This window comes from Bacillus sp. FSL R5-0585, from assembly GCF_038004545.1.
Taxonomy (GTDB): domain Bacteria; phylum Bacillota; class Bacilli; order Bacillales; family Bacillaceae_G; genus Bacillus_A; species Bacillus_A cereus.
Genome location: NZ_JBBORJ010000001.1, coordinates 2428780 through 2442155, shown reverse-complemented (window position 1 = coordinate 2442155; position 13376 = coordinate 2428780). Strand labels below are relative to the sequence as shown.

The window sequence follows — 13376 nt, the reverse complement described above, 5'->3', positions numbered from 1 at the left end:
AATAGAAAAAGTGTGTTTACATTCAGTTTACATTTGTATCGTATTCTAATTTTAGAAAGAACAGTTTTGTTTAACATGAGGAGATGAACAGGAATGGAAGTTAGAAATGAAATGAAGAAAAAAGGGAGTTGGAGGCAGTTTTTACGCCTTATTCAAGATACAAATCCTCCGAAAGGAATTTTAGTTTTTGCGTTATTAATGAGTTTGCTTTCTACGGGAGCGAGTTTATTTATTCCTATGCTTACAAAAGGATTAGTAGATAATTTTTCGCTTTCTTCAATTAGTGCAGGACAAATTGTTGGATTAGTTGCTTTCTTTGTAATGCAAACTATTGCGGCAGGGTTGTCTATATATTTACTAAATTATATTGGGCAGAAGATTGTAGCGGGACTAAGAGAACGTTTGTGGAAAAAGGTACTTATCTTGCCGGTATCTTATTACGATCAAAATAGAACAGGTGATACGATTAGCCGTATGACGAATGATACAGGTGTTGTGAAAACGTTAATTTCTGAGCATTTGTCAAACTTATTAACAGGCGGTATTTCAATTGTTGGATCGTTAATTGTATTATTTGTTTTAGATTGGAAAATGACTGCGTTACTTTTAACGGTTATTCCGTTGTCTGTATTAATTTTAGTTCCACTTGGACGAAAAATGTATAAGATTTCAAAAGCGCTTCAAGATGAAACGGCATCTTTTACAAGTGTGTTAACGCAAGTGTTATCAGAAATTCGTTTAGTGAAATCTTCAAATACAGAAAAAAGAGAATATGAAACGGGCAATACAGGTATACAAAAGTTATTACAATTTGGTTTGAAAGAAGGGAAAGTGCAAGCATTAATTTCTCCAGTTATGTCGTTTGTTTTAATGGCACTACTTGTTATTATCGTAGGATATGGCGGGATGCGAGTTTCTAGCGGTGCATTAACAACCGGTGAACTTGTAGCGTTTATTTTGTATTTAGTTCAAATTGTAATGCCGATGAGTCAATTATCTATGTTCTTTACACAATTCCAAAAGGCAATTGGTGCAACGGAAAGAATTAGTACGATTTTAGAATATGAAGTAGAAGATCATGAAACTGGTGTGAAAGTGACAAATGCTAAGCAACCAATTGTTCTTGAAAATGTACATTTTGAGTATAACGAAGAAGAGCAAGTTTTGAAAAATATTGATTTCACAATTGAATCTGGAAAAGTGACAGCGATTGTAGGACCAAGTGGTAGTGGGAAAACAACGTTATTCTCATTACTGGAACGTTTTTATGAGCCAACTAGTGGTGCCATTAAATTAGGAAAAGAATCAATTACGAGTTATTCATTAGAGTCATGGCGACGTCAAATCGGTTACGTATCACAAGATAGTCCGTTAATTGATGGAACGATTCGTGATAATATTTGTTATGGTGTCGAGGGCGAAGTAACGGATGAAGAAATTGAAAAAGTAGCTGCAATGGCATATGTTGATGCGTTTATTCATGACTTACCAAACGGTTATGCAACAGAAGTTGGAGAACGCGGTGTGAAGCTTTCTGGGGGACAAAGACAGCGAATTGCTATTGCCCGAGCGTTACTTCGCAATCCGCAAATTCTTATGCTCGATGAGGCAACTTCAAGCTTAGATAGTAAATCTGAGTCTGTCGTTCAAAAAGCATTAAATAACTTAATGAAAGGCAGAACAACATTAGTGATTGCACATAGACTTTCTACTGTTGTAGATGCAGATAAAATTATCTTTATTGAAAAAGGGAATCTTACAGGTAGTGGTACGCATGATGAATTATTACAGACGCATGATATGTATCGTGAGTTTGCAACGCAGCAATTGAAAATTAAAGAGGGGGCATTATAAAATGAATCATCAGTGGGATTTTACTCCACTGATGATTCATTTTTAAAAAATATATTAGATGCTAAATAGAAAGGAAATGGTTCCTTTGATACCTAAAATTTTAATAGTAGACGACGATCCACACATTAGAGAACTCGTTTCTGTATTTTTAGAACGAGAAGGTTTTCAAACATATGAGGCAATTGATGGAGTAGATGCACTTCAGAAAATGGATGACGTAAAAGTCGATATGGTTATTCTTGATATCATGATGCCAAATATGGATGGATTTGATGTATGTTTTGAATTAAGAAAATACTATGATATCCCGGTTCTGATGCTAACTGCCAAAGGAGAAACATCACAAAAAGTAAAAGGATTTCACCTTGGGACAGATGATTATCTTGTAAAACCATTTGATCCTATAGAACTAGTAGTGAGAGTAAAGGCATTATTGAAACGTTACCAAATTACAGTTTCGCAATCGATTCAAGTTGGAAATGTATTATTAAATCGTAAAACATTCGAAGTTACATCTGGAGAACAAACGGTTACGTTACCGTTAAAAGAATTTGAGCTGCTCTTTACTTTAGGGGCTAAATCGGGAAGAACTTGTTCGAGAGAGCAATTAATTGAAGAAATATGGGGATATGATTTTGAAGGGAATGAACGTACACTAGACGTTCATATTAATCGGTTACGTGAGAAGTTTCAAGAAGAGCAATCGAAATTTAGTATTAAAACAATAAGAGGATTAGGGTATCGCTTAGAGGTAAGTAAATGAGAAAAAGAAAACGAATGAGTAAGTTGAAGATGCTGAAAGTATTTGGAGCGGTATTAGCGCTCTTTTCTATTCTTACTATCATTTGGTCTATCGCATTTTATGTAGCAACTAGTTTATTGAATGCTTTTGACGTAAACGTATCGCCGTTTGTTGCCTTTCTAATTAGTGATATGGTCGGTTTTGTCTTTATTATTCTTATTTGGACATTGATTGGAATATTAATGAGACCAAAACGAGAGGCGATGATTTGGACTATTATTGAACCGATACAAAGAATTGCAAAAGGAGACTTCTCCGTAAAAATAAGAAATGAAGAAAAGTATGATGGTGAAATTGGCGTGCTCGTAAAAAGTATAAATGATATGACAGATGAACTGAATACGATGGAGAAAATGAGACAAGAGTTTGTATCGAATGTTTCTCATGAAATACAGTCACCGTTAACTTCTATAAAAGGATTTGCTAGAGCACTACAAGACGATAATCTTTCTGAGGAAAAAAGAAAGCATTATCTTACCATTATTGAAACTGAAACAACGAGATTATCTAAACTAAGTCAAAATTTACTAAAGCTAACTCTTTTAGAATCAGAAGAGTATACACCAGAAAGAGTGAGCTATCGATTAGATCAACAATTAAAGCAAATTGTGTTAAATAGTGAACCACTCTGGGCTGAAAAAGAAATTGAGTTAGAACTAGATTTAGAAAAAGTATATGTTATTGCTGACCAAGAAAGTATGAGTCAAGTGTGGATTAATTTAATTCATAATAGTATTAAATTTACTCCAAGCGGTGGTACGATTACTATTCAGTTAAAGGAACATGAGACAGTAGTGGAAGTGCGTATCCGTGATTCAGGAATTGGTATATCAGAAGAACAGAAACAACATATTTTTGAGCGTTTTTATAAAGCGGATTCTTCACGAAATCGTGCCTATGGAGGAAGTGGCTTAGGTTTAGCTATTGTAAAGAAAGTACTCGACCTTCATCATGGGGAAATAAAAGTTGAGAGTGAGGAAGGAAAAGGTACTGAATTTATTGTGCGTATGCCAAATCATGAAGAGAAATAGTGTTAGAGAGAACCTTCTAACACTATTTCTCTTTAAAAATGCATTTACCGTTACTGCAATTATATTGATAAGCTTTTCCTTCGCTTTTCATACTCATACACTCTCCTATGCTGGATTTGTTTTTATTTTACATGAATAATGGTAAAAAAATGAAACTTATAAATAAAACCTTTCTATAGTTACCTACAAGTAACCTACGCACATGAAAGTGCATCATTGCCTTTTTACATAAACATAGATACAATTTTAATATAATACATAACTGAGATGATTAAGGAGTGTTATACTTGGCAGAATTATTACAAGGTAAAAATGCTTTAATTACAGGAGCAGGTAGAGGGATTGGTCGCGCTGTAGCAATCGCATTAGCGAAAGAAGGCGTAAATGTAGGCTTATTAGCTCGTTCAGAAGAAAACTTAAAAGCTGTAGCAAAAGAAGTAGAAGCAGAAGGTGTAAAAGCTGTTATTGCAACTGCTGATGTTTCTTCATATGAAGAAGTAACAACTGCGATTGAAACGTTAAAAAATGGTTTAGGATCTATCGATATTTTAATTAATAACGCTGGTATTTCTAAATTCGGTAAGTTTTTAGAACTAGACGTTGCTGATTGGGAAAAAATCATTCAAGTAAACTTAATGGGTGTATACTATGCAACTCGTGCAGCTTTACCGAGCATGATTGAACAACAATCTGGTGATATCATTAACATTTCATCTACAGCAGGACAAAAAGGTGCACCTGTAACAAGTGCATATAGTGCTTCTAAATTTGGTGTCCTTGGCTTAACAGAATCGTTAGCGATGGAAGTTCGCAAACATAACATTCGTGTAACAGCTTTAACTCCAAGTACAGTAGCAACTGATATGGCTGTAGATTTAGGATTAACTGATGGAAACCCTGATAAAGTAATGCAAGCAGAAGATATTGCAGAATTTATCGTAGCGCAGCTGAAATTAAATAAACGTACATTTATTAAATCTGCTGGGCTTTGGTCTACTAATCCATAGGAATTAAATTTAACTTTAAAAGAAGGGATATCTATTCTATAAGGGGTAGATGTCCCTTCTTTATTTTTTGTATTCAAGACAGAATTTTCGGTATAATTAAAAGTGAATGGTAGAAAGCATTGGTAAATTGAAAGGAATGGCAGTTGTAAAAGAGTGATGTAAGGAGGGAAAAGGAATGAAAAAGAAGTTTCAAAAATTATAACGTGTAGCGTGTATAACGAGACTAGCTCGTGGACCTCCAATATACATAACACTATATTGTATATTAAAAAATTGGAGGCTATAAGTAGATGAGAACTGAAAAAGAAATGTTAGATTTAATTATAAATACAGCAATAGAGGATGAAAGAATTCGAGCTGTCATCATGAATGGATCGCGTGTAAATCCAAATGTGAAAAGAGATTGTTTTCAAGACTATGATATTATGTATGTTGTAAATGATATACAATCTTTTACGTCTAATCATAATTGGATTCATAGATTTGGAGAAATAATGATTGTACAAATGCCAGAAGAAATGTCGTTAGTTCAACCAGATGAAGATGGGAAGTTTCCATATTTAATGCAGTTCATGGATGGGAATCGGATTGATTTAACGCTAGTTCCAGTTGAGTTAATAAAAAAGTTCGTTGGACAAGATAGTTTAAGTAAACTGCTTCTTGATAAAGATAATTGTATGGAAGGATTCCCGCCAGCAAGCGATAAGGATTACTTAATAAAAAAGCCTACAGAAAAAGAGTTTTTGGATTGCTGTAATGAATTTTGGTGGTGTAGTACAAATGTGGCAAAAGGGTTATGGAGAGAGGAACTTTCTTATGCAAAAGGAATGCTTGAAGGACCAGTGCGAGATATGTTCATCGTAATGCTAGAATGGCATATTGGTATGAAAACAGACTTTACAGTTAATACAGGGAAGTTTGGAAAGCATTTCGAGCAATATATTGAAGAAGATATGTGGGAGCAATTTAAAAGGACATTTTCTAATGCAGAATATGAAAACATATGGGAGTCATTCTTTGTTATGGGTGATTTATTTAGGGAAGTGGCGAACGAAATCGCTAACACATATGAATATCACTATCCGCAAGATGAGGATGATAAAGTGACGAACTATTTAAAACATGTGAAAGCTTTGCCAAAAGATAGTACATCAATTTATTAATAATATAAAGTAGTAAGGCTTTCCTAATTAAGGACAGTCTTATTTTTGTTTATGAATAACAATTTCTCTAACAAAGTGCAGATGAATCACATATGAAAATTTAGGGAGGTTTTTTATCATGTATTATTTTTATTCGCCAGAAATGTTTGCTCCATATCAATGGGGACTAGAACGAGATGTTTCGTATGCTTATATGCCATATAACTCATTTTATTATGGAGACTATATAAACTCATTGCCATACGCATATATCCCTCAAAATTATGAAGTACAAATGAAAGCAGATGATCGTGGATCGTGGACACCATTTTCATGGGTTGAAAAATATGCGTACGCATTTTCAGGACCGTATAATAAAGCGGAAGTCGCTCTTACATTTGATGATGGACCAGATTTAGAATTCACGCCAAAAATATTAGATAAGTTAAAACAACATAATGTAAAAGCTACTTTTTTCTTACTTGGTGAAAACGCAGAAAAATTTCCGAACGTAGTAAAGCGTATTGCAAATGAAGGGCATGTAATTGGTAATCATACGTACAGTCATCCGAATTTAGCGAAAGTAAATGACGCTGAGTACCGTAATCAAATTATAAAAACGGAAGAAATATTAAAACGTTTAGCCGGCTATGCCCCGAAGTTTATACGTCCACCGTATGGTGAAATACTTGAAAATCAATTGAATTGGGCAACTGAGCAAAATTTTATGATTGTACAGTGGAGTGTTGATACAGTTGATTGGAAAGGTGTAAGTGCCGATACGATTACAAATAATGTGTTAGGGAATTCATTTCCAGGTAGTGTCATCCTCCAACATTCAACACCAGGTGGGCATTTACAAGGATCTGTTGATGCACTAGACAAAATCATTCCGCAGTTAAAAACGAAAGGGGCACGTTTTGTAACACTTCCAAGTATGTTCCAGACATCAAAAGAAAGAAAGTGAATGTGTTATAAATTGGAAAAATAAGGGTTGTGTCGTATAATGAAAGTGTAAGTTAGGGGGGGATATAATTGATTGATGCACTAGTAAACATAGGAATAAGCATATTGATTGGTATTATTTTTATACTTGCGGCAATTATTCTTCAAAAAAATCCACCGACCGATATTAATGCGGCATATGGTTATCGTACGAAACGATCTATGAAAAATAAGGAATTATGGGATGCGGGTAACAGGTATAGTGCAGAAGTGATGAAGCAAAACGGATTTATCATGATGTTAATTGGAAGTGTTATTAGTATACTGTTTAGATATCCACATACAATAATAGCGATTATAGTGGTTATGCTGTTATTAATCATTCGTTTATTTATACAAGTAGAGAGTAGATTAAAAATCCTTGAACAATAATAAAAAATAGGACTCTACGCAATATTATGCTAGGAGTCCTATTTTATTTATAAACTATTATTTTTTAATAATTCTTTTCCTTGCTCTATAACAAATTCATAGTATGCAAGATCATACGGATAAATATCTTCAAATGTTATCGTAATCGGTGTATTGTTTAAGACTGAAATAGTCGTTAAAGATGAAATCTCTCCTTTTAATAGTTGTAGAAAAGAAGTTGCATGTACTTTCATCACATCGTCTACTTCTTCACCTGGTGCGAATGGAAGTGGATTGATGACGTTGTGAAAATACATATGACAAAACTCGCGATCAGTAAGATTTGAAATTTCATAATCTATTTTAAAGATTCCCTTGTATGTTAAATCATTAGTTTGAAAGGAAAGCCCTAATTCTTCCTCAATTTCACGAAGACCACCAATTTGTACATCTTCATCATGCATAATATGTCCAGCTGAAGTAATATCCCATATACATGGAGCTTCTTTTTTATTTTTAGAGCGTAATTGGAAATATAAAAACATATCTTCAGTATCTTTTTCTACAAACCAGCAATGAAATGTCTCGTGCCAATCGCCGTCACGATGCACTTCATCACGTAATTTCTTCCCAAGTGTATTTCTTTCAGGATCAAATATTGTTAACCACTCTGTCATTTTAATTCCCCTTTCCTCAAATTTTATTATACAATATTTGTATTGAATTTTGGGAAAATAAAGAAAAAGGAGTGGTTATAAGTGGGGATAGAGCGTACGGAAATAAAATCGATTATTTCAACAGAGGAAGAGTTACGGAAAATATTGTGGCAACCAAGTGAGCGAGCGTTGAAAAAAGTCATTTCATCATTAGACCACCATTGCGTAGATTTTCTTTCTAAATCTCCTTTTCTAGTATTATCCACTGGAAATCAGTTGGGGGAGTGTGACACCTCGCCGCGAGGAGATGCACCTGGATTTGTATACGTACTCAATAATAATAAAATTATCATTCCAGAAAGACCAGGAAATCGTCGTATAGACTCCATTTTGAATATTATTTCAAATCCACGTGTAGGACTAATCTTTTTTATTCCAGGTCTTGGGGAGACACTCAGAATAAATGGCCGAGCGTATATTACAAACGACGAAGAAATTTTGAAAGAAATGCAGGCGAATGGACGCAATCCGTTGCTTGGAATTGTTGTTGAAATAGAAGAGTGTTATATTCATTGTGCAAAAGCGTTTATTCGTTCTAAGATGTGGGATCCAGAATCTTGGTTAAATAAAAAAGAGTTACCATCAGCAGCAAAAATGTTGCTGGAGCATGCGAAAGTGAATACTTCAGAAGAAGATGTTGCACGTTCTTTAGAAGAAAGTTATACAAAAAGATTGTATTGAAAATTTTATTAATATAGCTTTGTGGAGCGGATATGTACGGGTTTTAGAATGGGGGATTTATCCCGCATTAACGGGCAGTAAGACCCCTACCTCAAAATTCAGCGAAAACAAAGAAGTCAGGTGGGGATCAACTGCCCGTAAAAGCCCGATTGGTGAAGGCTAATAATCAGTGGGGATGAACAAAATCCCCACTGATTAAAGTTTCACTTTATATATGAACCGTTGATTTATAAACTGGAGAAATGACAAAATAGGTAAATTGAGTGGCAGTTGCATAATGCTATTGTGAAATATAATAAAAAGTTATTTTGAAAATAGTTAGTAAAAATAGGCTTGCTTTTTAAAAAGTTGATAACTATAATAAGTTAACAAATAGACATGAACGAAAAAGTAATGATAAGGACATGAAATCATTTTTACGGTTTACAGAGAGGGAAGTCAAGGGTGTGAACTTCCTAACACGAGAAATGATTTTACCACCTTTGAACTTCAATAGTGAACGAGTAATCTAGTAATTATTGACGGTATCAGCCGTTATCTGAACTTGAGCAATCTAGGGAGAAATACGTCTAGATTGGAACAAGGGTGGAACCACGAAAACACATTCGTCCCTTTCCTAGGGATGAGTGTGTTTTTTTATGGATTTAGAGATTGAAAATTTAAAATAATTAAAAAATAGTATTGATTTTGTTTTTTATGCGAGTATAATGAGTTAACAAATAAACATGAACGAAAAAGTAACGATAAGGACACGAAATCATTTTTACGGTTTACAGAGAGGGAAGCCAAGGGTGTGAGCTTCCTAACACGAGAAATGATTTTACCACCTTTGAACTTCAATAGTGAACGAGTAATCTAGTAATTATTGACGGTATCAGCCGTTATCTGAACTTGAGCAATCTAGGGAGAAATACGTCTAGATTGGAACAAGGGTGGAACCACGAAAACACATTCGTCCCTTTCCTAGGGAAGAGTGTGTTTTTTTATTACTTTGAAAGGAGGTGCGGTAATATGAAACGATTTATAAGTACGGAAATAACCACCACCTGCATGACAAAAAAGCAGAGTAAGGTGATTTATAGGTGTAACAATTAAACTTTTAGGAGGAGATTAGAAGATGAATAACGTTATAAATGTTGGAGTATTAGGTTTAGGTACGGTCGGAAGTGGTGTTGTTCATATTTTGAAAGAACATTATAAAAAAATCGCTCTTGATACAGGATACGAAGTGAAAGTGAAAACAGTCGTTGTACGTGATTTGGAAAAAGAACGCGATGTTTGTATTGACGGGATTGCAGTCACAAGTCATGCAGATGAAGTTCTAAATGATTCGAATATTGATATTGTAGTAGAGGTAATGGGCGGAATTGAAGAAGCGAAGCAGCATATTGTTAAGGCTTTACGAAATAAGAAACATGTCGTGACAGCAAATAAAGATTTAATGGCTGTATATGGTGCAGAGCTTCTTCAACTGGCGAACGATAATGATTGTGATTTATGTTATGAAGCGAGCGTAGCAGGCGGTATTCCAGTGTTAAGAGGACTAACTGACGGGCTAGCATCAGATCAAATTGAAAAAATAATGGGAATTGTAAATGGTACAACAAATTATATGTTAACAAAAATGAGTCAAAATGGATGGTCTTATGAAGAGGCTTTACAGGAAGCGCAAAAATTAGGTTTTGCAGAATCGGATCCGACAGCAGATGTAGATGGACTAGATGCGGCAAGAAAAGTAGCAATTCTTGCAAACTTAGGTTTTTCGATGAATGTTTCATTAGATGATGTGCAAGTAAGAGGGATTCGAAAGGTCGAAAAAGAAGATTTACAAATGGCTGAAAAGTTAGGATTTACTATGAAGTTAATTGGTAAGGCTGAAAAACAAGGACCAGCCATTCATTTAAGTGTAGAACCGACGCTTTTACCGAGCCAGCATCCATTATCAAATGTGAATAATGAATTTAATGCGGTGTATGTTCATGGCCAAGCGGTAGGAGAAGTGATGTTTTATGGACCCGGAGCTGGGAAGTTACCGACTGGTTCTGCTGTAGTAAGTGATATTATTTCCATCGTTAAAAATATGAATCAAGTTCCGAAAAATAAAAGTGCGTTAAAAGAACCAGTTCCTTATGAATTACAAGGTGATGAAGAAGTAGTTTCGAAATATTTCTTACGCATTTCATTACGAGATGAGCCTGGGATGTTACAAAAAATAACAGAATGTTTCGTTAATTACTCTGTAAGTTTAAAAGAAGTTATTCAATTACCTTTAAACCGTGAACTGGCAGAAGTCGTTGTTGTGACACATCGAACTTCCAAGTATCAATTTGAACGAGTTTTAGGAGCGATAGAAGCTGTCGCAAGTGAAATAAACAGTTACTACATTATTGAGGAGGAAAAACAATATGTATAAAGGACTATTAAAACAGTATGCTTCTTATTTACCGGTGAATGAAAATACACCTGATGTCAGCTTAATGGAAGGAAACACACCACTTATTCCATTATTAAACATATCAAAACAATTAGGGATTCAGCTATACGGTAAGTACGAAGGAGCGAATCCGACAGGTTCTTTTAAAGATCGTGGTATGGTCATGGCAGTTGCTAAGGCGAAAGAAGAAGGTTCAGAAGCAATCATTTGTGCATCAACAGGTAATACATCAGCATCAGCTGCAGCATATGCGGCACGTCTTGGGATGAAATGTATTATCGTAATACCAGAAGGAAAGATTGCACATGGAAAATTAGCGCAAGCGGTCGCTTATGGAGCTGAAATTATTTCAATAGAAGGGAATTTCGATGATGCACTTAAGGCTGTAAGAAATATTGCTGCAGAAGAGCCGATTACGTTAGTAAATTCAGTGAATCCTTATCGAATTGAAGGGCAAAAAACGGCAGCATTTGAAATTTGTGACCAATTGCAAAATGCACCAGATGTTCTAGCTATCCCTGTTGGGAACGCAGGAAATATTACAGCATATTGGAAAGGTTTCTGTGAATATGAGAAAGAAAAAGGTTATAAGAAGCCAAGAATCCATGGTTTTGAAGCGGAAGGAGCAGCTGCAATTGTAAAAGGGCATGTAATTGAAGAACCTGAAACAATTGCAACAGCGATTCGCATCGGTAACCCAGCAAGTTGGTCGTATGCAGTAGAGGCTGCCGAGCAGTCTCGTGGTGAAATAGATATGGTATCAGATGAAGAAATTTTACATGCGTATAGGTTATTAGCAAAAACTGAAGGAGTTTTCGCTGAACCAGGATCAAATGCTTCATTAGCCGGCGTAATTAAACATGTTGAATCTGGAAAAATCAAAAAGGGAGAAACAGTTGTTGCAGTATTAACTGGAAATGGTTTGAAGGATCCTGATATCGCTATTTCTTCAAATCAACTAGACATCGCAAGTGTGTCAAATGATATAGAACAAATTAAAGATCATATTAAAGGGGTGATTATGTCGTGATACCATTTAGCGTTCGTGTCCCTGCTAGTACGGCGAATGTTGGTCCTGGATTTGATTCAGTTGGAATAGCTTTGTCATTGTATTTAGATGTGGTGGTTAAAGAAAAAGCTGATAAATGGCAAGTGATCCATTCCTTTGAAGAATCAATTCCGACAGACGATAAAAATTTAATCGTTAGCACGGCATGTAAAGTCTGTCCTTCTATATCACCTCATATAATAGAAGTTACTAGTAATATCCCATTAACGAGAGGGCTAGGAAGTAGTGCATCAGCGATTGTAGCTGGGATAGAGCTTGCGAATCAACTAGGCAATTTGAACTTAACTGCTGATCAAAAAGTTCAAATTGCTACAAATTTTGAAGGACATCCTGATAATGTTGCTGCTTCTATATTAGGTGGAACTGTAATTGGAGCACTTGATGGAAAGGATGTTTCCGTCGTAAGAATTGAGAGCAAGGAATTAGGTGTAGTTTCTCTCATTCCGAATGAAGAATTAAATACAGATGAAAGTCGATCTGTATTACCAAAGATGTTTCCGTTTCATGAGGCAGTTAAAGCGAGTGCGATAAGTAACGTATTAGTAGCTGCATTATGTCAAAAGCGGTGGGAAGTTGTAGGTGAAATGATGGAGAGAGACCATTTTCACGAGCCATATCGTTTAGAACTCGTACCGTTATTACCATCTATTCGTAAATGCGCAAAAGAATTTGGTGCGTACGGCACAGCACTTAGCGGTGCGGGACCATCTATTTTTATATTAGCACCATATGAGAAACGTCAAGAAATCGCTGAGCAATTAGCGAGAGTATTTACAGATATGAAAGTATGTGAGCTTGAAATCGACCATAAAGGTATTATTGTAAATAAGGAAGAGCATATTGGATCATAAAGAAAGCTGGCATGGCTAGCTTTCTTTACGTTGCAAACCTATTTTAAATTAGGTTTTTTCGGAAAAAAATATAAAACAAATGTTGATTTTGAATAATGTAAGTAAAGAGTGCATTCATTTTGGAGGTGATTACATGAATAAAGAGTCACCAGAAGAAAAAAGAGAGCGTATGAGACAAAGTGAATTAAAAAGTAATCCTACGGGTTCTTTACATGACGGACTCAATAGAGCGGAAACAGGTAGTCCAGTTGATATAGCAGGCGGTATGAATTGGAAAGGTACAGGGATAATCATTTTAGTACTACTTTTAGGATACATTGTATACACTTATTTTTTCAGTTAAAGAATGCTTGTTAAAATTTTGATTTGTTTAGTTTCATAATTGTTGAGAAAAAATGCAGTTACTGTATTACATATCTTCTAAGCAAGTTAT

At 35.1% G+C, this 13376-nt stretch carries 13 protein-coding genes, 1 pseudogene and 2 other annotated features; of the genes and pseudogenes, 12 read left to right on the top strand and 2 right to left on the bottom strand.

All coding sequences use genetic code 11. From position 1 onward, the window contains the following. The first annotated feature begins 93 nt into the window (after window positions 1–93). The 3 genes from MKY38_RS12495 to hitS all read left to right on the top strand — a co-directional run bounded on the left by MKY38_RS12495 (window position 94) and on the right by hitS (window position 3687). A complete protein-coding gene (locus MKY38_RS12495; protein ID WP_000453886.1) occupies window positions 94–1854 on the top strand; it encodes an ABC transporter ATP-binding protein in 1761 nt (586 codons plus the stop codon). 85 nt (window positions 1855–1939) lie between these two features. Beyond that, window positions 1940–2617 (top strand): envelope stress response regulator transcription factor HitR, encoded by a 678-nt coding sequence (hitR, locus tag MKY38_RS12490; RefSeq protein WP_000612413.1) that lies wholly within the window; start codon window positions 1940–1942, stop codon window positions 2615–2617. Further along, window positions 2614–3687, top strand: a complete 1074-nt coding sequence (hitS, locus tag MKY38_RS12485; RefSeq protein WP_341049116.1) for an envelope stress sensor histidine kinase HitS — start codon at window positions 2614–2616, stop codon at window positions 3685–3687. The genes hitR and hitS overlap by 4 nt, the downstream gene beginning before the upstream one ends. A gap of 22 nt (window positions 3688–3709) precedes the next feature. Here the strand turns inward: hitS and MKY38_RS29320 are convergent. Next, window positions 3710–3778: pseudogene (locus tag MKY38_RS29320) on the bottom strand (DUF3139 domain-containing protein); the annotation flags it as partial. A 196-nt stretch (window positions 3779–3974) separates the two neighbouring features. On the opposite strand from MKY38_RS29320, the gene MKY38_RS12480 reads away from it, so the two are divergent. The 4 genes from MKY38_RS12480 to MKY38_RS12465 all read left to right on the top strand — a co-directional run bounded on the left by MKY38_RS12480 (window position 3975) and on the right by MKY38_RS12465 (window position 7213). Beyond that, window positions 3975–4694 carry a 3-ketoacyl-ACP reductase gene (locus tag MKY38_RS12480; RefSeq protein ID WP_000818985.1) on the top strand — a complete coding sequence of 240 codons (720 nt, stop codon included), beginning with the start codon at window positions 3975–3977 and terminating at the stop codon, window positions 4692–4694. Window positions 4695–4984: 290 nt separating this feature from the next. After that, window positions 4985–5857, top strand: coding sequence for an aminoglycoside 6-adenylyltransferase (locus MKY38_RS12475; protein WP_136363304.1), 873 nt, complete (start codon window positions 4985–4987; stop codon window positions 5855–5857). Window positions 5858–5975: 118 nt separating this feature from the next. Beyond that, on the top strand, window positions 5976–6803 hold the full coding sequence (locus MKY38_RS12470) for a peptidoglycan-N-acetylglucosamine deacetylase (protein ID WP_136363306.1): 828 nt from the start codon (window positions 5976–5978) through the stop codon (window positions 6801–6803). A 71-nt stretch (window positions 6804–6874) separates the two neighbouring features. Beyond that, window positions 6875–7213 carry an SdpI family protein gene (locus MKY38_RS12465; protein ID WP_025118474.1) on the top strand — a complete coding sequence of 113 codons (339 nt, stop codon included), beginning with the start codon at window positions 6875–6877 and terminating at the stop codon, window positions 7211–7213. Window positions 7214–7260: 47 nt separating this feature from the next. Here the strand turns inward: MKY38_RS12465 and MKY38_RS12460 are convergent, their stop codons facing one another. Then, window positions 7261–7869: an NUDIX hydrolase gene (locus tag MKY38_RS12460; protein ID WP_000141357.1), complete on the bottom strand. Its 609-nt coding sequence runs from the start codon at window positions 7867–7869 to the stop codon at window positions 7261–7263. 81 nt (window positions 7870–7950) lie between these two features. Here MKY38_RS12460 and MKY38_RS12455 point away from each other — a divergent pair, with 81 nt between their 5' ends. The 5 genes from MKY38_RS12455 (at window position 7951) to MKY38_RS12435 (ending at window position 13286) form a co-directional block, all read left to right on the top strand. Beyond that, window positions 7951–8589, top strand: a complete 639-nt coding sequence (locus MKY38_RS12455) for a pyridoxamine 5'-phosphate oxidase family protein (protein WP_341049115.1) — start codon at window positions 7951–7953, stop codon at window positions 8587–8589. A 384-nt stretch (window positions 8590–8973) separates the two neighbouring features. Then, window positions 8974–9205 (top strand) — a binding site (T-box leader). 115 nt (window positions 9206–9320) lie between these two features. After that, window positions 9321–9552: a binding site (T-box leader), on the top strand. Between the two features lie 154 nt (window positions 9553–9706). Next, window positions 9707–11002 carry a homoserine dehydrogenase gene (locus tag MKY38_RS12450; protein ID WP_001066902.1) on the top strand — a complete coding sequence of 432 codons (1296 nt, stop codon included), beginning with the start codon at window positions 9707–9709 and terminating at the stop codon, window positions 11000–11002. After that, window positions 10995–12053: a threonine synthase gene (thrC, locus tag MKY38_RS12445; RefSeq protein WP_000276438.1), complete on the top strand. Its 1059-nt coding sequence runs from the start codon at window positions 10995–10997 to the stop codon at window positions 12051–12053. Before MKY38_RS12450 ends, thrC begins: the two co-directional genes overlap by 8 nt. Next, a complete protein-coding gene (thrB, locus tag MKY38_RS12440) occupies window positions 12050–12943 on the top strand; it encodes a homoserine kinase (protein ID WP_000612102.1) in 894 nt (297 codons plus the stop codon). Before thrC ends, thrB begins: the two co-directional genes overlap by 4 nt. 133 nt (window positions 12944–13076) lie before the next feature. Continuing rightward, entirely contained in the window at window positions 13077–13286 is a 210-nt protein-coding gene (locus MKY38_RS12435; protein WP_001031479.1) for a DUF6366 family protein, read from the top strand. The last annotated feature ends 90 nt before the right edge of the window (window positions 13287–13376 follow it).